Source organism: Paenimyroides ummariense (genome assembly GCF_900115115.1).
Taxonomy (GTDB): Bacteria; Bacteroidota; Bacteroidia; order Flavobacteriales; family Flavobacteriaceae; genus Flavobacterium; species Flavobacterium ummariense.
On the sequence record NZ_FOVI01000025.1, the window covers coordinates 16,393 to 39,949 of the forward strand.

The 23,557-nt window shown below is 34.0% G+C and carries 21 protein-coding genes; 12 read left to right on the forward strand and 9 right to left on the reverse strand.

Going from position 1 to position 23,557, the window contains the following annotated elements; all coding sequences use genetic code 11:
* Positions 1 to 67: 67 nt before the first annotated feature.
* From BM253_RS14065 to BM253_RS14075, 3 genes are all read right to left on the reverse strand, one after another.
* Positions 68 to 1,768, reverse strand: coding sequence for a hypothetical protein (locus BM253_RS14065; protein ID WP_091525575.1), 1,701 nt, complete (start codon positions 1,766 to 1,768; stop codon positions 68 to 70).
* A gap of 13 nt (positions 1,769 to 1,781) precedes the next feature.
* Entirely contained in the window at positions 1,782 to 3,839 is a 2,058-nt protein-coding gene (locus BM253_RS14070) for a hypothetical protein (RefSeq protein ID WP_091525578.1), read from the reverse strand.
* Between the two features lie 450 nt (positions 3,840 to 4,289).
* Positions 4,290 to 4,718: a lipocalin-like domain-containing protein gene (locus tag BM253_RS14075; protein WP_177205797.1), complete on the reverse strand. Its 429-nt coding sequence runs from the start codon at positions 4,716 to 4,718 to the stop codon at positions 4,290 to 4,292.
* Between the two features lie 411 nt (positions 4,719 to 5,129).
* On the opposite strand from BM253_RS14075, the gene BM253_RS14080 reads away from it, so the two are divergent.
* The gene (locus BM253_RS14080; protein ID WP_091525582.1) at positions 5,130 to 5,453 is read left to right on the forward strand and encodes a lipocalin family protein; all 324 of its coding nucleotides are present in this window, start codon (positions 5,130 to 5,132) and stop codon (positions 5,451 to 5,453) included.
* A 554-nt stretch (positions 5,454 to 6,007) separates the two neighbouring features.
* Here the strand turns inward: BM253_RS14080 and BM253_RS14085 are convergent.
* Entirely contained in the window at positions 6,008 to 7,477 is a 1,470-nt protein-coding gene (locus tag BM253_RS14085) for a lipopolysaccharide biosynthesis protein (protein ID WP_091525584.1), read from the reverse strand.
* A gap of 75 nt (positions 7,478 to 7,552) precedes the next feature.
* Between BM253_RS14085 and BM253_RS14090 the strand changes: the two genes are divergently transcribed.
* Both BM253_RS14090 and BM253_RS14095 read left to right on the forward strand, forming a co-directional pair.
* Positions 7,553 to 8,074 (forward strand): class I SAM-dependent methyltransferase, encoded by a 522-nt coding sequence (locus BM253_RS14090; RefSeq protein WP_091525586.1) that lies wholly within the window; start codon positions 7,553 to 7,555, stop codon positions 8,072 to 8,074.
* 1 nt (position 8,075) lies between these two features.
* Positions 8,076 to 8,924 (forward strand): glycosyltransferase family 2 protein, encoded by an 849-nt coding sequence (locus BM253_RS14095; protein ID WP_091525588.1) that lies wholly within the window; start codon positions 8,076 to 8,078, stop codon positions 8,922 to 8,924.
* Positions 8,925 to 8,938: 14 nt separating this feature from the next.
* Here BM253_RS14095 and BM253_RS14100 read toward each other — a convergent pair whose 3' ends face one another.
* Genes BM253_RS14100 through BM253_RS14110 form a run of 3 tightly spaced genes read right to left on the reverse strand, consistent with a single transcriptional unit; the run spans position 8,939 to position 12,849 of the window.
* On the reverse strand, positions 8,939 to 10,393 hold the full coding sequence (locus tag BM253_RS14100) for a glucosyltransferase domain-containing protein (protein ID WP_091525589.1): 1,455 nt from the start codon (positions 10,391 to 10,393) through the stop codon (positions 8,939 to 8,941).
* A gap of 8 nt (positions 10,394 to 10,401) precedes the next feature.
* Complete coding sequence (locus tag BM253_RS14105; RefSeq protein ID WP_091525591.1) at positions 10,402 to 11,910, reverse strand: glucosyltransferase domain-containing protein; 1,509 nt, start codon at positions 11,908 to 11,910, stop codon at positions 10,402 to 10,404.
* A gap of 6 nt (positions 11,911 to 11,916) precedes the next feature.
* Entirely contained in the window at positions 11,917 to 12,849 is a 933-nt protein-coding gene (locus tag BM253_RS14110; protein ID WP_091525593.1) for a glycosyltransferase family 2 protein, read from the reverse strand.
* Between the two features lie 112 nt (positions 12,850 to 12,961).
* On the opposite strand from BM253_RS14110, the gene BM253_RS14115 reads away from it, so the two are divergent.
* Genes BM253_RS14115 through BM253_RS14125 form a run of 3 tightly spaced genes read left to right on the forward strand, consistent with a single transcriptional unit; the run spans position 12,962 to position 15,041 of the window.
* The gene (locus tag BM253_RS14115) at positions 12,962 to 13,702 is read left to right on the forward strand and encodes an MlaE family ABC transporter permease (RefSeq protein ID WP_091525596.1); all 741 of its coding nucleotides are present in this window, start codon (positions 12,962 to 12,964) and stop codon (positions 13,700 to 13,702) included.
* On the forward strand, positions 13,702 to 14,466 hold the full coding sequence (locus BM253_RS14120; RefSeq protein ID WP_091525598.1) for an ABC transporter ATP-binding protein: 765 nt from the start codon (positions 13,702 to 13,704) through the stop codon (positions 14,464 to 14,466). Before BM253_RS14115 ends, BM253_RS14120 begins: the two co-directional genes overlap by 1 nt.
* A 44-nt stretch (positions 14,467 to 14,510) precedes the next feature.
* Positions 14,511 to 15,041 carry a hypothetical protein gene (locus BM253_RS14125; protein ID WP_091525599.1) on the forward strand — a complete coding sequence of 177 codons (531 nt, stop codon included), beginning with the start codon at positions 14,511 to 14,513 and terminating at the stop codon, positions 15,039 to 15,041.
* 36 nt (positions 15,042 to 15,077) lie between these two features.
* Here the strand turns inward: BM253_RS14125 and BM253_RS14130 are convergent, their stop codons facing one another.
* A complete protein-coding gene (locus BM253_RS14130) occupies positions 15,078 to 15,647 on the reverse strand; it encodes a hypothetical protein (RefSeq protein WP_091525601.1) in 570 nt (189 codons plus the stop codon).
* A 411-nt stretch (positions 15,648 to 16,058) separates the two neighbouring features.
* Here BM253_RS14130 and BM253_RS14135 point away from each other — a divergent pair, with 411 nt between their 5' ends.
* The 6 genes from BM253_RS14135 to BM253_RS14160 all read left to right on the forward strand — a co-directional run bounded on the left by BM253_RS14135 (position 16,059) and on the right by BM253_RS14160 (position 22,291).
* Positions 16,059 to 17,735 carry a hypothetical protein gene (locus BM253_RS14135; RefSeq protein WP_091525603.1) on the forward strand — a complete coding sequence of 559 codons (1,677 nt, stop codon included), beginning with the start codon at positions 16,059 to 16,061 and terminating at the stop codon, positions 17,733 to 17,735.
* Between the two features lie 132 nt (positions 17,736 to 17,867).
* Positions 17,868 to 18,266, forward strand: coding sequence for a hypothetical protein (locus BM253_RS14140; protein WP_091525605.1), 399 nt, complete (start codon positions 17,868 to 17,870; stop codon positions 18,264 to 18,266).
* Entirely contained in the window at positions 18,266 to 18,985 is a 720-nt protein-coding gene (locus BM253_RS14145; protein ID WP_091525607.1) for a CsgE family curli-type amyloid fiber assembly protein, read from the forward strand. The genes BM253_RS14140 and BM253_RS14145 overlap by 1 nt, the downstream gene beginning before the upstream one ends.
* Positions 18,986 to 18,997: 12 nt before the next feature.
* On the forward strand, positions 18,998 to 19,393 hold the full coding sequence (locus BM253_RS14150; protein ID WP_091525609.1) for a curli assembly protein CsgF: 396 nt from the start codon (positions 18,998 to 19,000) through the stop codon (positions 19,391 to 19,393).
* 17 nt (positions 19,394 to 19,410) lie between these two features.
* Entirely contained in the window at positions 19,411 to 20,781 is a 1,371-nt protein-coding gene (locus BM253_RS14155) for a CsgG/HfaB family protein (protein WP_091525611.1), read from the forward strand.
* A gap of 19 nt (positions 20,782 to 20,800) precedes the next feature.
* Positions 20,801 to 22,291 (forward strand): carboxypeptidase regulatory-like domain-containing protein, encoded by a 1,491-nt coding sequence (locus BM253_RS14160; RefSeq protein ID WP_091525614.1) that lies wholly within the window; start codon positions 20,801 to 20,803, stop codon positions 22,289 to 22,291.
* A gap of 142 nt (positions 22,292 to 22,433) precedes the next feature.
* Here BM253_RS14160 and BM253_RS14165 read toward each other — a convergent pair whose 3' ends face one another.
* The gene (locus BM253_RS14165; protein WP_091525616.1) at positions 22,434 to 23,132 is read right to left on the reverse strand and encodes a helix-turn-helix transcriptional regulator; all 699 of its coding nucleotides are present in this window, start codon (positions 23,130 to 23,132) and stop codon (positions 22,434 to 22,436) included.
* Positions 23,133 to 23,557 lie beyond the last annotated feature (425 nt).

Genomic DNA, 23,557 nt, shown 5'->3' on the forward strand with positions numbered 1-23,557 from the left:
AATTCCAGCCCGATAAGGCTTTCTACCCCTGCACCAAGATCTACACCTAACGTTCTTTTTTTCTTACCTACACCTGAAAAAAAGCTGCATTGACACCAACTGCGACATCTCCGCCAACTTTTAAACTGCCTTTTTCAGCAAAACAAATGGTGATTTCATCCTGCTGCGTTACTTTTCTCCAAAGACGTCGTTCCGTACTACCATTTGTTGCAACAGGTATTCCCCATGTTACTTCTAAATCAAGCTGTAATTTTCCGCCTGATCCACGAGGCCAGTATTCTTTGAGGAAATCTTTTAGGAATGCCAAACCTGTAATAAAGAAATCCGCTGCTTCGTTATAAACGGCAATCGCCTCGGTCTTTACGATCTGTGCAACGCCCGTTAGGGTATTAAGTGCGCTTTCTAACGTACTGATCACTCCTGTAAGTGCAGATCCCACCACCTGAACCATTTTACCCGCAACGGGTTCAAGCATTTCTCCGTGGCGATAGTTTAGTAAATTATAAATAGAATCGACATACTGCCGTTTAGGTATTACGATCTTCTTACCCGCATCGGGTGTAAAATTCAGACAATTGCCCACACCATCAAAATTTAATTTGGCTGATGGTCTTACCAATTCCATATGTTTCAGAAAGCGGTAGTAATTTGGCAACGCTGTGTTTGCATCAGAGGGGTTATAATTATTGTTGTAAATATTGTAATCTTCAAGCTCATCAACATTATACCGGCTATAACTGTTTGCCATTTTCATTCCCCAGCTTTGCACGTTCCCATCTATTTCTTCGGTATTGGAATAGTATAAAAAGTTTAAATAAAACTGAAACCGTGCATCTTCCGATCTGTTTGCTACAGGAAAAGGTGTTCTGTTTGGAAAGGTAAATATCGTACTGCCATCCACGGGACTAATTATTGATTCGGGTCCTGTGTTATAATATTTTTTCAGCACAATATCGGCGAAACTCTCGCCGGCAGAAACTTCATAGGTTTCACCCATATCTTCAAACTCAGATTTAGGTGTTGTTTCAATAAAATTCTCTAAATCGTTTGTTATTTTTTGCGGATTGTCTTTCGTTTCAACTGCTATATTTGTGTTGAGTGGAAGACTGAAGTTGCTGTATAATTGTTTTCCTTCAATAGCTTGGTTGTTTTTCTCAATATTTGACCTCGTTGATGGCGAGGGAAAAACGGCTCCTTTATCTATTTCTATTATTATTTGCCCTCGTGGTAATTGTTCTGTATCCGTTGGAATAACATCATTATTTTCCTGCAAAACGTTAGTAATAGTATATGTATTTGTACCTTCATTATACTTATCAAAATAGCTTATTTCAACGTTGGTATTTTTTCCAATTACATCTTTAGTATAGAGATTTCTGACAACTTCAAAAAGTTTTTGATCGAGAGCAAGTACTGTCTCTACATCCACGATTCCTGAAGGACTTAAGCCAACCCATGTTTGGACTAATTTCACATTGTTTTCTACTGCTTCATTAAAGTTAGTAGATTGGCTATTCACGTTTGTAAATTCAGGTGCGTCTTGGACGTATGTTATTTTTAGTATCTTAAAGGCAATAATAATCGTTCTGACACTTTCGTGATCAGCTCCCTTTCTTAGTGGTGCTACTTTATTTGGATTTTCCACAAGTGCGGATAAATACTTGTCGCTCCTTAACAAATTGGAAGAGAGCTTGCCTCTTTGCTTATTACCATCTTCAGAAGCAATGGGTATATTCTGAATAGCATCGTTTGATATATATATCGCCATAACCTAAATCATTTTATAAAAAATCTATCGCTGTAAATTTGATCGGATTACCATTGTGAACTATAGATACAGGGCTGTCTTCTATTCCTACATATAATGCGCCTGATGGTACATCTTCTAAAACCGCAGGTACACCCAGTGTAAGCTTAATCTCCGTTAGTGAGTAAGTATCCTCAGTCTTTATAGATGTTTCTCCGCTTCGAATAAAATTAGGATGTCCGGGAAAATCGCCTGCCTGAACATTTTGCAGATAAGCAAATTCACTCCTTGTAAGGGTGATTACTTCCAAGCCGTTAACAACATCGTCGCTCTCTAAAAAATCACCGTCTAAATTTAGCGTGAGTACTTCAGTCGCAACATCGTCTCCATTATTTACTGTCAGTTTTCGGATGGTCTGATTGTCAATAATTTGTCTGTTACGCCACAGACTTAAAAATCCGATGTTGGGATTGGTCACTCCGGCCAGATCATAATCTTCAATAGCATATTCCTTTGTATATAGTCCTGTCTTAAAGATCGGATAGGAAAAATACTCATCAACCTCGCTCTCACTGTAGATTATATTTTCTCTATAGGTATATAGGGTTACATGCTCTTTGTCATAGACTATTCCTATTACAGACGTATAGACCTGTCCGGTAGAAGAATCCCTTGTTATAGGGGCATTTATTGAATCGTAGTTTTTTACACCAAATTCGCCATCTGTTAAAACAGTGTCAGAAAAAAAACTTTCGATGTTTACCCGAAACAGATCCCGCAGTTCACGGGAAACTTCTTGTGCTGAAGGCTCCGGGGGATAACTTACTTTTATAAAAATATAATTTGCCCCGAGAGAATTGTCATTATGACGCCAGTTCCAGAACCTTATAGGTTCGGTATCATCAAAATTAATCGTAGTTTTTTCGGTATCATTAGCTATAAGACCATAGTTTTGTGTACTTTTCTCATACACCGAATAGAAATAGCCTGTAAACGAACATAGATAGAAAGGAGAATCTAATTTTAATTTGTATAAGGGCAATTTCAACCACAGATAATCTTTAGCAGTGTTGTATTGCATCCCTTTAACCCGTAAGATCGGCCAGGTTTGATAATAATCGGTAACAGTAAAATTTGTAGGTGTTCCCGAACCACCTGAAGGTAAAACGGTGTACTGCACTTCGTCTTGAAACTTAAAGAAGTGGTTGAACGAAAACCCGTAATCATCCCGTATATCTACATAGACTATATCTTTACCGTAAAACCGTTGTAAAGGTGTAGTGTCCGATAATCCCGAAATTCTGATTTTTTGATTTATACAGGCACCGTAAAATGCAGCAAGATCGATACAGCTTAAAATTTCTTCTTTTTCAAACCTGTTCTTAAAAGCTAATTCCATCTGCTCTTTTGGGTTTAGTGAAGGGTTGTTTAGATCTACTTTTTGAATAGAAAATACATGCGTACCTTTATTAGCAATACTTAGTTTGGGAGCTTTACCAATAAATTCCATAGCTACAGTAATACCTGCTAAATTTGTACCTCCGTTGAACTTGCCTATCTGGCATCCAGAATTCACGATCAACGGCTGGAATCCTTCACCATTATTATAATATAGTTTTTCAAGGTAGGTCGTATCAGGCAGGTTGCTGAACTGATACCCGAGACTATCCGATGTAGCTACGACTCCCGGAGTACTATCCTCAATATTCTTTTTGTCCTGAAGATCCTTTATGATTTTAAGAATATTGTCGGGTGCCCATGTCCCATCAGCTACAGGAATGGTGTTATTGCTGTTTATCAGCGATGTTTTACGTATACCTCTATATATAAAGAACTTAATCGGCATTCCCGCTGTCACACTATTTATGGGAAGAAGTATCAGGTTTAATAGATTAACGTTTTCGGAGTTAGCTATTGCGATTAGTAACCCTTTAGTGATGGCATACGCAGGAGCATCAGCAGATATCACAAATCTATTCTCCAAATTGTAGTTCTCGGAATTACCGCTATCTGGTAAAGGACCAAAAGCCTCTGTTGCAGATTGGTTTGAAGTAATGGAACCTTCCTCTGTAAAAAAACTAACGTTAGCCATAATTTATAAATGTATTATTCCACTTCGTCCAATTCGAATTGGCGAATGACAGGATTAGTAAAAAAACAATTACTTAGTTTACAATGTAACCAGCATTGCTACAACGCCGGGGCTGTTTTCCATGAAAAAGATAGTGTCGTTTCGAGTTTCGGAGTCAGTTCATCATTAATAATCTCTTTCGCAGATAGAATAATGATTCTATAAATATAACTCTTTTATACGCAAGTTGTTACTTTTAAGAGAGCATATCCTGAATTTTTACGAGAAAAGAGGTAGAATATATTTTTCATTAAATTATCTTCAAAAAAAAGATATTTTGACTACTTATTTTATAATCATAAATACATGATAATTTATTCTAAATCAATTCAATAAACAACTTATAGCCAACATACTGACCAAAAGCCCTATAAATAATATAAATAGCGTGCGATGCACGCTATCTATCAATTAATATTTCTCAAAAACTATGACAAAGTCAAGTGGTTCTACCTTCAAACGTAATTCATTGTTTGTAAGCTCCAATATGGTCATATCGCCCGAAATTAAGTTTCCATCGGGATCATTTGCGGTCATCGTAAGTGTATTGCCGCTCACGGTATAAGTTCCTGTATCTTCTTCAGTCGTAACGCAATCTGTCAGATAACTTACATCTTTAGCCGTACCATTATAAAAAAGTTCCATATAATCGTAGATCGTAGCGCACTCGTGGTCATGGTATGCTATGTCTATGCCTTGAGTATCTGTGATACCTATCTTTTTCCATTTAGCTACAACCGTGGGAGAAGGATTCGGATTGGGATTTGGGTTAGGGTTAGGATTTGGTATCGGCGTTTCGCTATCAGCATATTCGGCGCAAGACTGGATAGAAACCGTCAAAAAAAGTACGGGTAATAGAATAAATAAAACACGTTTCATAATTAAATAGGTATTAATAAAGTTTAATATGGATTATTGTTTGTATGATGTAAACAGTTGATTTACAAATATTAATATAAAAAACTATGCCGTTATCTGTCGTATTAAATATTTTAACGTAAAATAATTTTTAAGAAAATTTTAATGTTAAATAACCATTCTTTTGATTTTATATTAACTAAAAAACTAATTTATTTTATTTAAACATGCTTATGTTTATCCTGATTTTTACTAAATTTTAGTATTTTATTAATTGCCTCAACACTTGCAATTTCATCACTTTCATTTTGTTCAACTAGCGACAAGTCATCTGCTCCGCAGCCTCAGTCGCAACCCGCAAACATATTGTTAGGAAAATTGGAAATGCAGAATATGGATACGAAAATGGAAATGGAAGGCAATGTAGTTATCGACCAGCAAGATGTAGATACAAAAACTGCCGGTGTCAAAAATGGATATGATTTCAAAGCAGACAACACCGTTGAATATTACATGTACACTCTGGCAACTCCACAACAGGCGGAACATGAACAATCGGGAACAGCTACATATACCCGTAACGGCGATGAAATAACCATCACAATCAACAACCTGGCAACTTACACGACAAAAGTTTTAAACAGTACAGACCTTCACTTAAATATGTATCAGGAAGAGGAAGTAAACGGATCTAAAACTACAATTGATATTACTTAAAAATTTACGAAAATGTAGTATCATCAGGAGAGTGTCCGAAAAGAACAAAAATTGGGAATGTGTCATTCCAACGAAGGAGAACCCGAGCGATAGCGAACTGGCGAAGCAATCTCTAATAATCAAAACTTCAGTTTCTTCTACTACACTCCGTTTCGCTCAGAATGATACTTTTTGGACACCCTCTTTTATTTAAGCTCCATTGTCCCTTATTGATCTTCCCATTATTCTGATTCAGTTAAATTAATCTCCCAACGGTTATTGGTAAAACACACCTGCCATCAGGTTATTTTTTTTTAAGGATCGCTATAAACTCGTCTTGTAACAAATAGGTTGTTAATTGTGTAAAATAAACAGGAACAGGTTATCTAAAACAAAAAATTATTATCTTACAGCTTAAATGATTCTCCGCTTGCTATCTCCAACGCACAATGCCGCATCAGTGCCGCATTAACTCCGCGGTTAAAGCATAGTAAAGCGCTGTTAAATAAATAGTGTAGCCCCAACAAAGCGTTTAATAGAGCGAAAGAAATAAATTGAAAACCAATAAAGACTTCTTACTTTCGTAAAACCAGTTTCAGTACTTTCTTCACATTATTATTAAATTCCTGAACCCAGCCGGTTTTGTATATCAACAACATAAAGGTACCTGCGAAGAAACTGCAACGAATGATAAAATCGAACATTCCAAAAATACTTAGCGGCAAAACAAAAGCAATTGTTAGCAAAACCAAGCTACTTGCAATGGTTTTTATGTAATTGGTGTTTATAGGCAGCATATTAAATTTGCGGTAAATAAACCACAGTTTGGTAAGGTTAAAAACCATCATGGCAAAAAATGATGCCCATGCAACGCCGATGATTCCGAAATTAGTCTGCGTTAAAACGTAGTAGTTTAAACCCACGTTTAAAATTGCTAAAAGCAATATAGCTATTAAGTTGAATCGGTAAAATTTAGAGTAGGCAATGATTTCGGTATTAAAACTGGTTGCCATATTTAGAACTACATTTCCGCCTAAAATGTATAATACGGGTAAAACAGGGAGTAATTTATCAGAAGTTGGTAAAATCTCGAAGAAATCTTTCATACCTAAAAGTACACAGCCGTATAGTAGAATACCTATAAAAAAGAGGTTTTTGGCGACATCGGCATACTTGATCTTTAAAACCGATAAATCGTTTTTCTTTAAAGATTCGGATATTAACGGACTGTACAATGCAAATACTCCGGCTGCAGGAATCATTAAGGCATTTGCCAGATTTACTCCGATATTAAAATCTCCGTTGGCTGTATTAGATAAGAACTCAGGTATCATAACCGAATCTATCCTAAAGGCAAAAAAAGATCCTAAACTTGCCGAAAAAGCGTACAGACTGTATTGATAATATTGTTTTTTGGGTATCTCTTGAAATAAATCTTTATAGTTTAAGGTATATAACGGCTTAAAGTATTTGAACAGATAAAAACCTATTGCAATCAACATAACTGCAAAAGAAACAGTATAAAAAATCAATCCTTGTGTTTCTGTAAAACCGTAATACAAGATCAATACAAAAGCTAAGGGTAACGTAATTTTAGGAATAATTTTTTCATAAAAAGTCGGAACTGAAAGCTTTTGCAGATTGGTTGCCTGTCGCTTAAAAAGATCAACATACGCCAGACAAATCGCTATAAAAAATCCGTAAATAAAATACTGTTTGTTTTCCAGCCAATCAAACCAATAAACAACGCTTACACCAATGGCACAGAAAAAAATCATCCAGACAATAGAAATCATGCTGTACGAAAATAATTTCCGCTGTAGTAAATCGTTCAATTTGGGTTGGAAATTCAATAAAGCGGTTGATGCTCCTAATACCATAATTGGGTACAGGATTTGAGCAAAACCATCAATAAAACGAATAATTCCCAGTAAATCTTTATCGTACGGATAAATAAACAGCGTAGACACCGTGCCAATGAGCACGCCGAAATAATTTATCAGCGTAAACCACAAAGCCTGTTTGCTAGAAAACTTGGTATCCATTTTACATTTTTTACAAATATAATCGTTAATCTTTAAATTGATTTTAATTACTTTTACCAATCACAATTTTCTATTATGTACGAAAAAACTTATCCGAAACAACGCTTTAAAATTACTATAGATTTTTTATTGGAACATATTTCTAAAGATGAAAAAATTTTAGATTTGGGTGTAGAAAATCCGCTGTCTGTGTTGATGAAAGAAGAAGGATTTAATGTACAAAACACCACCGGAGAAGATTTAGACGAAAATCAGGAAGCGTTGAAACAAATAGATTACGATGTATTGACGGCTTTTGAAATTTTTGAACATTTGCTGAATCCATACACGGTTTTAAAAAACTGCAAGGCACAAAAAATAGTGATTTCGGTTCCGTTGCGTTTGTGGTTTTCGCCGGCTTATCGTAGTAAAACAGATGTTTGGGACAGACATTATCACGAGTTTGAAGACTGGCAGTTAGACTGGTTAGTTGAAAAATGCGGTTATAAAATTACGGCTCGCAAAAAATGGGCACATGCCGTGAATAAAATCGGAATTCGACCTTTTTTGCGAAAGTTCACTCCACGCTATTATATGATTTTGGCAGAAAAAATATAGTATGAAGGTTTATTGCGTCATTCCCACTTATAACGAAGAAGCTTTTATTGCACAAACATTAAATTCGTTGGTGCAGCAAACCGTTGTACCCGATAAAATTGTGGTTGTTAACGATAATTCTACCGATAGAACTGCTGATATCATTGCCGATTTTGAAAAAAAACACGTGAATATTTCTCAAGTTTTTAATCAATCTGAAAATAAGCATTTACCCGGAAGCAAGGTTCTCAGAGCATTTAATAAGGGTTTTGAAACGTTAGACGATTCGTTTGATATTATTGTAAAGTTAGATGCCGATTTGATTCTTCCTACAAATTATTTTGAACGAATTATTGAAACATTCAACAAAGACAATCGAATTGGAATGGTGGGCGGTTTTGCGTATATCGAAAAAAACAACGAATGGATTTTAGAAAGTTTAACCGATAAAGACCATATCCGCGGAGCTTTTAAGGCATACCGAAAAGAATGCTTTTTAGAAATTGGCGGTTTAAAACCTGCAATGGGTTGGGATACTGTTGACGAATTGTTGTGCCGTTTTTACAACTGGCAAATTATTACTTTACCCGATTTAAAAGTAAAGCATTTAAAACCAACAGGTGCTACCTACGATCAATCGGCGCGATACAAACAAGGCGAAGCTTTTTACAGGTTGGGATACGGTTTTTGGATTACCGCCATTGCCAGTTTAAAATTAGCCTTACGCAAACAAAAACCTTTATTGTTTATTGATTATTTAAAAGGTTTTTTTAAAGCCAAAAACAATAAAACATCATTACTGGTAACAGCAGAACAAGCTAAATTCATACGAACATATCGTTGGAAAAAAATGAAAGAGAAGTTGTTTTAATTAAAATTAGAACATTATTTACTTTCTCTATTTAATTCTATAACAAAAGTTTCAGCATCTACTTTATAAAATTTATAGGGGTAAATATCAACTAACATTACTTTTTCTGATGTTATAGATTCGTAAGGAATCAATTCTACATTATGAAAAACACCATAAGTATCTAACACACTTTTAGTAAAAAGTGAATTCTCACTAATTTCTCCATGGTTTACAACTGCGTTTAAAATCGGATAATTATAATAAAGCTTTTTAGATTTAGGGGCTGGTCCTAAATAATTGTGAATTGCAATTTTTTTCACATTGTAAGTTCTAACCAAATCTGATAATTCTGTTGTTACATTTTCATGATATTGCTTCTGAAAATAAAATGTATTACCTAATTGTGTCATTAAATTAAAACAGAAAATTACATGAATTACAATCAATCCTCGGCACAACATTAGCAAATATTTATTAAATCGATATGAGAAACTTAAAAATGATAAAATAACAACCCCTAATGCCGGCAAAGCACGCATTGGCAAATAAGAGGCTTTTAATATTAAATTGCCGCCTGGAATTAATATAATAAGTAGTAATACAAAAACTAGTGTTAAAAGAAAAAGAGCAATATATTTAAGAATCGATCTCCTATTTGAGAAAAAAAATAAGTAAATGAATGGAACTGTAAAAAAACCAAAGAATAAATATTGGTAACCATTTGTAGTCATTAAAAGATTCCAATTCTCATAAAACATATTCCATTTTAAGAATAAAAGTTCTACAAAATTAGATTCAAATAAAATCATTTTCATTCTATTATCAGTAACATCAATTTCGGTTACAATTAAAAATAGTCTATACAGAATTAAAGCTATAAAGAAAGCTAATAAAATGCTTGCTAATTTTTTCGCTGCAGTTTTACATTGATCTTGTAAAATAAGATGAAATATAAAAACAAAGCCAACTATAAAATAAATGCTTACAGATGGTTGGAATAATCCTAAAGACAAGAAAATTCCAATTATTGAAAATATTATAAAACACTTCTTCTGATGAAAATACACATACGGAATTATAAGCAATAAAATTGATAATGACATGTAAATACAGTCGTATCTGTAAGGCAGATTAGCTAAGTAAAAAGGAGAAATCAATACAAAAAGTGAAGACCATTTTATTTTATTATTTTTCTCAATTGACCATAAAATACATAAGATGTATCCTGCTGTACCTAGAATAAAAGCAGAAAGAATTAAGCTATATGGAAAAAGATCAAAAGTATGTTCTGTAAACGTAATTAATCGTGATAGATATGATGCAACAAATCTTCCATCATGATTCCAGTTATAACCATTTAATATTCTTGTATTATCATCCATATACCATATATTTAACAACAGTAATGGAAGAATGTAGAAAAAAGATAAAATCAGCGTATACTGATATGCTTTTGAATCTGAAAATACTTTTTTAAATTCTTTCATTTTTCTAATTATTCATTTCGATCAAAATCAACAATTGCAATATCATCTTTAATTCTTAAAGTATAATAGACGTTTTTATCTACAACAGGAAATTCTTTCATCTTTGAAAGAACATCCAAACGCTCCTGATCACCAATGTAGACGCTTGATATGTTATCAAATTTATTCAGTCTGATAATTCCCCAACCCCAACCGTTATTTTCATATATCGGTGCCAATTGATAAATAAGAGGCATGGTGCTGAAATTAATAGTGATATTTCGATGAGCTGTTTTATTCACCCCATTAATAATAACCTTTGGTTTGCCATGTTCAAATAATTTAGGAGAAAGAAGGTTAATGATATAATCAGAAAACTCATCTTGATTTTTTAAGTAAATGGCCAATTGAGACGACATTAAAAAAGAATAATATATAAACGGCGTAAATGAAATTATGACCATAACATTTTTATATTTGCTGTTTAAAGAAATCGCAAAATAGAGTCCGTAAATCCCTACAGCCCAGCCAATCATTGCTCGTGGAACCCAACGAGGCTCATACACAAACATATTTACACCTGCCATAAATATTAAAATACAGAAAATCAAAACAAGAGTAATAATTACTTTTGCAATTAAAATTTTATTAAACAGGGTTTTAAAATTATTCTTAAAGTAAATAACGATACTTAAAACACTAAAAAAAAGTAGAATGTAAAAAACGAATCGGTATGATGAAAACATTAAAAGTTTAACTAAATCAATCATGCTGTAAAATCGTTCTTTCAATAACATTTTCAGGTTATCATCAGCAAAAATAAAATCTGCTCTTCTATCTTTCAACAAGTTTAAATCTAACCATTTTAAAACTACTTTATAACTAAAAAAACCCAATACAAAACTTACTGCAGCTACAAGAAAACTAATTGCTGCGTTTTTAAATTGATTATTCCAAACATCTTTAGCCAACAGAAAACACAAGATGATGCAGTATGATAATGCTGAGGTTTGATACAATCCTAACGATAAAAACACACCTAAAACCGATACCGCAAAAAATATTCTTTTGTTATTGTAAAACAAAAACGGAACTGCAATACTTAATATTGATAAGCTAATAGGAATACAATCAAACCTATACGATAAAATTTCTAGTAAAAACGGACATGTTAACAACAAAAAACTACCAATAAAAAGCATTAACTTGTTACGAACACCCACAGAATAGGAGATTATAAAACCCGATAGCGCCAATATTACTGCGCTGATCATATTTGAAAACGGATACAGACTGTAAACAACTTCTTTTTGAAAAGAAAGCAAATGCATTATTTTTGAACTCACAAACCTTCCGTCATGATCCCAATTATAACCGGCAACTGTTCTGTTTAAATCATCTACATAATGTGTGTTTGCTAAAACAATTGGTAAAACATATAAGATTGATAGCAATACTATAGATAATATATACGTTTTGTTATTTTTAAGAATTTGAATCTTTTCTGTAAACTGTTTTGAACTTATATAATCTTTCATAGTGTGTTATTCAAATTTATGTTTTATAATATAACGTGGTCTGCGTTTGCTCTCTAAATAGGTTCTGCCTAAATATTCGCCTAAAACTCCGATTCCGATAAGCTGTACACCGCCAAAAAAGAGTATTGCAACCATTAACGATGCGTATCCCGAAGCACTTATTCCGAAGAATAATTTTTCTACAATGATTTTTAATCCGTATAAAAAAGATATAAAGGCTATGAAACTTCCAAAATACGTCCAAACTTTTAAGGGCAAGGTAGAAAAAGACGTGATTCCCTGTACCGCCAAATTCCATAATTTAATGTAGTTGAACTTGGTTTTACCTTCTTTACGACTAGGTCGCGTATAATTAATAACTACGGTTTCAAAACCAACCCAGCTCATTAATCCTTTCATAAAAAGCTGGTTTTCTTGTAAGCTCAAAATTTCGTTTACAACCTGTCGGATCATTAATCTGAAATCGCCAACATTTTCTTCTAACTTTAAAGTTGACATTTTATTGTTCAATCTGTAAAACCATTGTGCCGAAAATCTTTTTACAACAGTATCGCTTCCTCTGTTAGATCTTCTTGCCAAAACCACATCTGCTCCTTTTTCGTAAGCAGTAATCATTTCAAAGATCAATTCAAACGGATCCTGCAAATCAACATCCATAGGAATCATTAAATCGCCTTCGGCATGTTCCAAACCTGCAAACAAAGCAGCTTCTTTTCCAAAATTACGTGAAAAAATCAAGGCTTTGCAGTTGGCATTTTCTTTAATCAATCTGTTTAAAATGCTTGGCGTTTGATCTTTACTTCCGTCATCAATAAATAAAACGCTTGCTCTGTATCCTTTATCCACCAAAGTTTTACTAAATTTTAAAAACTCGTTAAAAAAGGTATCAATACTTAATTCTTCGTTGTAAACCGGAACAATTATACAGATTTGCTTCATAAATGACTGTAATTAAAGGCAAGCCAAAAATACATTTTTTAAAGTGATATCTTTTAATTTTACTAAAGTAAATATAATTTTATTTGGTAAATTAGCAGATTAAAATAGTGTTATGATTAAAATGTTAGCTAACATTGGAAAGTACTTCATTATGCTGGGCGAAATTTTTCGCAGACCAACAAAATGGCGTATTATGAGAAATCTGATTTTTAAGGAAATCGACGAACTAATCATTGGTTCCTTGGGAATTGTAGCATTTTTATCGTTTTTCATTGGCGCGGTTGTTACCATTCAAACCGCCTTAAACTTAAACAATCCTATCATCCCTAAATATTTAATTGGTTTTACGGCAAGGCAGTCTATTATTTTAGAGTTTTCGCCTACATTTGTATCAATTATCATGGCAGGTAGAATGGGTTCGTATATCACATCGAGTATCGGAACCATGCGGGTTACAGAGCAGATCGACGCTTTAGAAGTTATGGGTATTAACCCGTTAAACTACTTGGTTTTTCCTAAATTAATTGCCTCTATCACCTACCCTTTTGTTATTGCATTAAGTATGTTTATTGGTATTTTTGGTGGATACATTGCAGGATCTTTAGGCGGATATTTAGCTGCCGAAGAATTTGTTAAAGGTTTGCAAGACGATTTTATTCCGTTTCATATAGTTTATGCCTTTATAAAAACCGCGGTTTTTGGATTTATTTTAGCCACAGTGCCATCGTTCTACGGATATTACATGGAAGGCGGAGCGCTGGAAGTTGGTAAAGCATCAACAAAATCGTTTGTGTGGACATCAATTGCCATAATTATCTGTAACTATATCCTAACCCAAATGTTATTAGCCTAATGATAGAAGTAAAAGACTTAAAAAAATCTTTTGATGATAAAGAGGTTTTAAAGGGAATTACCACCACCTACGAAGCCGGCAAAACCAATCTGATTATTGGGCAGTCGGGATCCGGAAAAACCGTAATGCTTAAAACATTGCTGGGTGTTCATATTCCAGACAGCGGACAAATTTTGTTTGATGGAAGAGATTTTGCTACGTTGGATCCGAACGAAAAAAGAACATTGCGTACAGAAATGGGAATGGTTTTCCAGGGCAGTGCGTTATTCGACTCTATGAATGTGGAAGAAAACATAGGGTTTCCGTTAAAAATGTTTACCAAAAAAAGTAATGCAGAAATACGCGACCGCGTTCAGGAAGTTATTGATCGTGTAAAACTGATTGATGCCAATAAAAAAATGCCTTCCGAAATTTCGGGTGGTATGCAGAAACGTGTTGCCATTGCGCGTGCCATTGTGAACAATCCTAAATATTTGTTTTGCGATGAACCCAATTCGGGCTTAGATCCTAAAACATCTATCGTAATAGACGAGTTAATCCAGGAAATTACCCACGAATACAATATTACCACCGTGATTAACACCCACGATATGAACTCGGTTTTACAAATTGGTGAACATATTTGCTTTTTAAAAGACGGAAAACTGGTTTGGGAAGGGAACAGCGAAGAAATTATGAAAACCGATAACGAGGATATTGTCGATTTTGTTTACTCGTCTGAATTATTAAAAGAGATTCGCAGATTTCATACAGGTAAAAAATAATCGGGATTTTTTCTCGATTTTTTGTTCGATTTAAATTGATAAATATGTTTTCGTTTTTTAAAAGCAGTATCGAAAAAGATCTGATAAAACTTGGGTTTGAAGAATTGGTAAAAGGATATCGCCAAAAAGTAAAAACCAACGAATGGACGAAGCAGCAGTTTACCGATGCTTTAAAAAGCTTGCACACCAAACATAAAAGCCAGATCAATAACATTGATAATGTAAATGTGTCAACCCGACAATCGTTTGATGTTGATGATTCTATAGTTCCGTTAAACCTGCAAAACATTCAACAAGAATTTATAGATTACGATTATATTTACAGCACCCTGCTTTTTGAATACAACAGCAACAACCGTATTCATACCAAAGCATTGTATGAACTTGATAAATTGTTGCACGAAAATTATCCTGATGCTGTTATTTTAGCAGAAGATCAACAGAAAATAAAGCAGCTTCATTTACGAGATTTAATTAACGAAGCTACTTTACCGTTTTCACCCGAAAATAAAAATTATTTAAAAACGGTTTTTAACGAATTATTAAACAGATATAAAGATAAAATCGGAGAATAGTCAACCTATTCTCCGATTTTGTTTGATTAAAAGTTATTACTTCTTATCTAAATTATTCCAAAAACCTTCAAATTTCTCTAAAACTGCTTTTGGAAGATCATCCGGATTAAAATCGTATGTATCAAACATAGGGTCGTAATTTGTTTCAGCCGAACTTTCCATTCTGTAAAATTTATTTTTATAAATCAAAAGCAAAACAACACTCAATTGTTCATTTATATTGTCTTTCGGATGTTTGGAATAAACAAACAAAACATCTGCCTGTCCGTCTTTATCTGCATCAAAAAAAGCTTTACGCGCATCCCAAACCGAAGTGATAATTCCCGACTCGGCAACTTTATCTTCTGCAACAACTTTCCATTCGTTATTCATCTTTTTAAACTGCTGTATGTACAATTCGTCTTGTGCACTGCCACGCTCGTTTTTAGAAAACACATAATAATTTTGTTCTTTCGGTGTAGAAATATCTTCGACCTGCAAAACACGCTTGCCTTTAAACGGAAAGTCCGATTGTTGAAACTTTTCTTTGTTTACAGCGGTATCGGTAATTTGAGAAAATCCGAAATTAACAAACAACAGACTTATAATTAGAGTGATCTTTTTCATTTATATATGTATTTACAATAAAAATAAGACTTAATTAAAAGTAAAGCGAGAAATTTTATGATTTCTCGCTTTAACTTAACAACAATAATCATTCTTTTTTCAATTCCCTAACACTTTTTTTAAAACATCTATAAATTAAGATTTAGAAATTTGCCCAATACTTATCTTAATCATTTGTATTAACAAGTCAAAATTAATACACTTTTCCACAACAGTTTGTAGTACTTGTTTCGTAGAGTTTGTAGAATTTGTTCTACGCTAAATTTAAAAAAAGTGTATTTAGTTGATTTTATTAGGCTTTACACACCTACTCATGGTTTATGAGTATTTTACTAAAATGCTTATAAACAGCGATTGATTGCCCTTTATAAAGACTCTAAATTTGGATAACAACATTTAATTATTTACATCATGAAAAAATTAGTACTAAGTGCCTCTGTAGCATTCTTTGCAACAACAGCAGCAATGGCACAAACAAACGTTGATACTTCAACTCAAAGTGGAAGCAATCAACAAGGAATAACTAACCAAATTGGTAGTGCAAACAACAACACTTTAATGCAGTCTGGTTCTGGACATTTATCAGATGTTATGCAAGATGGTAGTTTAAACATTGCTACTACTACACAATCTGGTTCAGGAAGCGACAGTTATGTTGACCAAGATGGTAGCGGAAACTGGGCATATGCTATGCAATCAGGATCGAACCAAGCAAGTAACGTTGAACAAAATGGTAGTGATAATGATGCATCAACTACGCAATCTGGATCAAACCAAGTAAGTAACGTTGATCAAAATGGAAGCGGAAACTGGGCATTGGCTACACAATCAGGATCAAATCATGTAAGTAACGTTGATCAAAATGGTAGTAACAACGACGCAACAACTACACAAAGCGGTAATGGAAGTAATAGTCTTGTTGATCAAGATGGATCAGACAATATTGCATTAGTTACTCAATCTGAGTTAAGTAATTTAAGTGAATTATCTCAAAACGGAGCGGTAAACAAAGCTACCATCTCTCAAAGAGGTGACAACGAGTCATTCATGGAGCAAGATGGCGATAACAACACAGCTACTTTAACACAATGGGGTACTGGAAACATGTCTGACTTACTACAAGATGGTGATAGAAACACTGCTACAATTACACAATCTACTACTTCAAGAGTTTCTGACAACAACACTTCTAATGCAGAACAAATTGGTGATGACAACCAACTAATTGTTGCTCAAGTAAACAATGGTAGCAATACATCTACTTCTTTACAAATGGGAGATGACAACTACACAAAAGTAACTTTAAATGGAGTTAATAACGTAACCGATGTAGCACAGATGGGTGATGGAAACTTTGTTGATACCTTCCAAAATTACAGATCAAACGAATTAACTATTACGCAATTAGGTGACGATAACACTGCTACTGAATACACAATTGGTAACTTTAACGAATCTGAAGTATCTCAAATTGGTAATGGTAACACTTCTTCTATTGACAGACATGTAGGTAAAGTTTTTGCTAACCCTTCTCATAACAACTTTGCTAGTGTTTCTCAAGTTGGTTCAGACAATACTTCTGGAATTGTTCAATTTGGTGATGATAACGACGCAATGGTTATGCAATTAGGTACTGACAACGAGTCTTTAATTGCGCAAATGGGTGATGGAAATACTGCAAATGTTTTTCAATCAATCTCTGGTAACACAGCAGATGTTCTACAAAATGGTGATTTAAACACAGCGGATGTTGTCCAAACCGGTTTATCTAACATGGTAGATATTGATCAAGTTGGTGATAGCAATACCGCTACTGCTACTCAAGGATTTTCTTTGTTAGGTGCACTTCGTAACGAAATTGTAATTTCACAAACTGGTGATGGTAATACAGCTACAGGTTTACAAAACGGATTAAGAGCTTGGGATAACAGCATTAGTGTAATGCAAGACGGTGATTTTAACACTGCAATGAATACACAAACAGGAAGAGATCATACAGCTACAATTATGCAAACTGGTAACAACCACATGCATACAGGTACGCAGTCTGGTACTAACAATAGTATCATGGTAACACAATCTAACTAATATCATTTTAAAAGATATTATTGTTTAATTGTTAAAAAGCTGTTCTTAATAAATTTCTAAGTATTTACGATTTTTATTAAGACAGTTTTTTTAATTCAAAATAGTATATAAAATAAATCTAATTACTATATCATGAAAAATATACTATCAATAATTTTGGCACTTTTTGGAACATTAACAGCAAGTGCACAACTAGCAAATAATTCTTTAGCTAATAACAAAGAACTGCAAAAAGTACACCCTGAAACTTTAATGCTTAACGCGTTAAATAGTACGCAAGGCACCTACATAGTACAAACCGGAAATTATAATGATGTTACTATTGAAGCACAGCAAATGCAGGTAAATCAAACGGGCGATCATCAGCTTTTGTATTATACCGAAACATCAAAATTAGAACCTTCTAACATGAATATTAATATGGAAGGCGCTAACAATTACATTGAAATTTACGGCAACAACAGCATTATGGAAAACATGTCTATTAATGTGCAGGGAAACGACCGTAGCGTAATTATAAGAAATTACTAATGAACAAATTTACCATTATATTATTGCTTTTCAGCTTTTTCTCTATTGTTTCTGTGGCTCAGGAAAACAGGGATAGCTTAATTGTGGCAAAAATTGAGGTGGTTCAATCAGAAAACACCTTAACCTTTCATCCATCGGTGCAAAACAAAGGTGTATATCATTATGAATTAGATTATTTGTTGCTTGTTAAAAAAACCGATGCCAACAAAAATTTATCGGTAAGTCAGCAAAAAGGCAAATTTACGTTAGAGCCAAACCAAATTGAAAGTTTATCAACCACAACCGTTAACCAAACATCAAAACAAAAAGTAACAGCGATTTTATTTATTCGTGACGAAGTTGAAAACCGATTAATCACAAAAGATTCTATTCAAATAACAACCAAAGAATTAAGACCAATTAAAGAATCTTCTTTAAGCATTATGAAGGGAATTGTTGTAGATGATTCTAAAACCAAAATGGGCAGAGATTATTACGATCTTTTTTATTCAACCTACAACCAATATCCGACAAAATTCGATTTTATAATAAACATTACCGAGTTACCCCACAGAGGCTTATCAAGCATTATGCAGGTTAAGGTAGATCAAGACCTCATCCTTGAATTTTTTACAAATCCCGACGAAGAGTTTATCAAAGAGCAGGTTGCTACTACCTTTCAAAGACTAATTAGTTACGCAAGTCACAGGGGAAAATTGAAAAATGAGTTCACTTACTAAACAACTACAAAAATGAAAACTATTATATCAACCATATTTATACTACTTTTTGCCGGCACAACTGGTTTTGCACAGCAATTGGTATATACACCCGTAAACCCTAATTTTGGTGGAAACCCGCTAAATTACAGTGGTTTATTAGCGTCGGCAAATGCGCAGAATAAATTCGACGACAATAAAAATTCGTCAAGCAGCAGTTTATTAGACAATTTTTCGGAAACCGTTAAACGTCAGATTTTATCACAGCTTTCTCGAGGTTTGTTTGATGATAACAAAAACTTGGAAAATTTAGAAGAAGGTACTTTTGAAATTGGCGATTTAATAATTTCTATAGACGAAACCAGAACCGGAACCGTAATTAGAATTATTGATAACAAAACAGGCGAAACAACCGAAATTATCTTATAAACAAGCACACAAAAAACATGAAACTATCTAAAATAAACAGTCTGCTTGTTTTAATTTCTTTAGGATTTCTTCAAAGTTGCGGCGTTTTTTTTACACCACCTACGGGAATTGAAGAACATTCTGTAATTGGCGAAATAACAGCGTCTGAAAAAGATTTTAAAAAACTACCTGCTCCGCAAGATCCTATTGTGGTGGGGGTTTACAAGTTCAGAGATCAAACCGGGCAGTACAAAGCATCAAATATGGGAGCCAATTGGAGTACCGCAGTACCACAGGGTTTAACAACTATTCTGATAAAATCGTTAGAAGACAGTAAATGGTTCTCTCCTATTGAAAGGGAAAATATTGGGAATTTATTGAACGAACGACAAATAATCAGAACCACCCGTCAGGAATATTCTAACGGTCAGGGTACAGACAATCTTCCGCCATTACTATTTGCAGGAATTTTGTTAGAAGGTGGTGTAATTTCGTACGACACCAACATACTTACAGGCGGTGCCGGTGCGCGATATTTCGGTGTTGGCGGATCAAGTGAATACAGACAAGACCGTATTACGGTGTATTTGCGTGCCGTTTCTACCAATTCGGGCAAGATCTTAAAAACGGTTTACACATCTAAAACCATTCTTTCGCAATCTATCAACGCAAGTATGTTCAGATATGTTGATGTTGAACGATTAATGGAAGCCGAAGTAGGTATTACCAACAACGAACCGGTGCAAATGGCGGTTACCGAAGCTATTAACAAAGCCGTGTATTTATTGGTTTTAGAAGGCATTAAAGACAATGTTTGGAATACCAAAAACGAAGATAAAACCAAAGCCGATTTATTGATTAACGAATACAATCAGGAAATTGTAGAAAGTAATAAACGTGTCGCCGGAAAAGGTGTTTGGGATAATAACCGTCGTTCAACTTTTTCTTTAGGCGGATCTTTAACCTTAAATTCTTTACGAGGCGATTATCCGGATATTGTGAAAGAATTAGGTGCTACTGCCAATTTTAAATACTTGTTTTCTGATTATTTTAATTTGAGTTTATCTTACGGATACCAGAATTTAGGGTCACCAAAATACTTTAAATCGCAATTTACTTCAGCCGAAGCCGATTTGGAATATCTAATGCTTCCGTTTAATAACTTCACTCCTTATTTTTCGGCAGGTATCGGATCGATAAAAGACATAAAAACACCCGATAAAAAAATTCAGTTTAAAACACAAATTGGTGCCGGATTAGAACTATTAGTTGCCAAAAATGTTGGTATTAGAGGGTTTGCAAAATACCACATTGGTATCGATGATGATTGGGACAATATGGTATCGGGCAAAAGAGACGATCATTTTTTACAGTACGGCATTGGCTTACAAGTTTATCTGGGGAAATAACAACAATATATCTTAACACATGAAATCACTATACTTTTTTATACTAACCTTGCTTTCACTTGCTTTTTTGAGCTGTAGCGAAGATACAGTAGATGGAAACGCCAAGGGAACATTAACCGGAAGCGTGCGTTTAGAGGCATCGAACGAACCATTGGCTAATGTTAAAATTACTACAACACCTGCAACCACAACGGTTTTTACTGATGAAAAGGGTAATTTTGAAATTTTAGGAACCATGCCAATGGGCGATTTCTCTGTTCGTGCAGAATTGAAAGGATACGTTACCGAATATCAGGCAGTAAGCATTATTGAGTACGAACAAAAAGTGCAAATTGTTTTTGAAATGGTTACCGATGAATCTTTGAATTCGCCACCAACGGTTCCTACTCTTGTTGCGCCAAACAATCTGGCTACCAATTTAACCAACAATGTAGAATTAGAATGGGATGCTACAGATCCGGATAAAGACGAGCTTATTTACAAGTTGATCTTTACAAACAACCGTACCAATAACCGTGTAGAAATTCCGAACCTGAAAACCAAAAAAATTACCATGACCGATTTGGATTTCGGAACAACCTACACTTGGCAAATTGTAGCATCAGACAGTATTAACGACGATGTTTACAGCGAAGCTTTTCAGTTTACTGTTCGTAAAAATCCGGAATACCGTTATCATTTCGTTCGTAAAGGTTTGGGCAGCTATAACGTTATGGCGACCGATTTAACCGAATTTATAACCATAACTCCGCTAACCAATTCTACCTGGCGACCTCGTAAAAACAATACAGCGAACAAACTGGCTTATTTGCAAACATATAGCGGACAAACGCATTTATTTACATCAGATTTAGATGGGCAGAACGAAGTAAAAATCAGTCAGACACCTGTGAACGGATTCCGAAGCGATCAATTATCGTACGCATGGAAAGCAGATGGAAGCGAGTTTATTTTCCCGAGTTTTGATAAGTTGTATAGAATTAACAGCAATGGTACCGGACAAACACAGATTTATCAAACTGCAGACGGTCATTTTATATCGAAATGCGCTTGGAGTAATGACGGATCTAAAATTGCAATCGTTACAAACAACATCAACGGCTATCAGGCAAAAATAATTATTTTAGATGCCAATGGTAATTTGTTACAAACGATCTTTCAAGGAAATGCCGGAGCTGTTGGCGGATTAGATTTTGATGCTAACGGAACAAAACTGCTTTATACGCACGATGTTTCTGGCAACGAAGACTGGCAATACCGACAATTAGACGCACGCATTTTTGTGTACGATTTGAACAGCAATACGCACAAAGATATTTCTTCTATCAGTTTAAAACCAATGGGGACAGTTGATATAGATCCTATGTTTTCACCTAATAGTTCAGAAATTATTTTTACAAGTACCTCTAACGATATGATTTCGCAAAAGAATATTTATAAGATTGATTTGAACGATGACGATGTTAGAACCCTAATAATCAGCAACGCAGAAATGGTAGATTTTAAATAACAAACTAAATTATTTTTCACCACATAGACACAGACAAATATGCTATGTGTCTATGTTGTAAAATTAAGCTTTACAAATAAACACAAAATAAACCGCTATTTTCATAGCGGTTTATTAATTTAGTTAAGTGTGGTGTGTGTTTTTACAATGCGTATAAATTACTTTTAATGGCAACCTTTACCATAGATGCCGTGTTTTTAACGCCCAGTTTGGTTAATATTTTACGACGGTGTGTTTCTACGGTGTGTAAGCTTAAAAAAAGATCTTCAGAAATTTCGCGGGTACTTTTTCCATCGCAAATATATCCCAGTATTTCTTTTTCGCGGTTGGTTAAATCAGAATATAAAAGCACGTCATTTTCTATATCGTTTGTTTTTTCTTTAACCAAATCGGTATTTTCTACCGAATGAAAAAAGTATTCAACAATTAAATTCCAATATTCGTTTGATAAAACTTTGTTTCCTTTTAAAATCTTTTCAACAAAATCAATAAACTGATCCGATAAAATATTATTGTTAATCACACCCATAACACCAATTTCAAACAAAAGCTTTACATCGCTTATATTGATGTTTGATGTTATGATCAGAATTTTAAAATCGGCATTCAGCGTCATTAAATGTAACAAATGGTTAAAATCTTTATTAGAGAATTTTACCACATCGTATATTAATAATTCAGGCTGATTTCTAACATCTGATTTTGCATTTATCAGTTCCTGTAAATTTTCCTTTCGAACAATCTTTGCATCTGAAGAAATCTTTGTAAGCATTAAATTCTCAATTCCCTCTGAAAAAATAGGATTGTTGATTATTGTGTACACTTGTAATTTTTCGTTCATATTTATTATGTTTTTAGGTAAGCGTTAAAAGTGTTTTTAACTTAAAAAGCCTTAACAGTAAACATTTTCTAAATAAATAAAGTGCACTATGCTGTTTATCAAGTATTATTTAGATCAATTGTTCTAAACCCAACTTGTGCAACACGTGGTAATAATATATTTTGATAGTTTCTGTCTTAAGCCCCCTTAAGTATAGTACCAAAATTGTTAAAAAAAAGCCAACACTTTTAGGTAGAAATTACCTGAAATAAAAAAACAGGTAAAAATACCTGCTTTGCTTTTTTTTATTTGGTACTCCTATCAAGGGCAATATAATTAATTCCTCGTCAGTTCGATTTCTATGACACTACCAAACAATTTTCATACACAGATTTATTTTTAACAACTGCATATATTCTGTGTATGATTTTGTTTCTTACAGCATT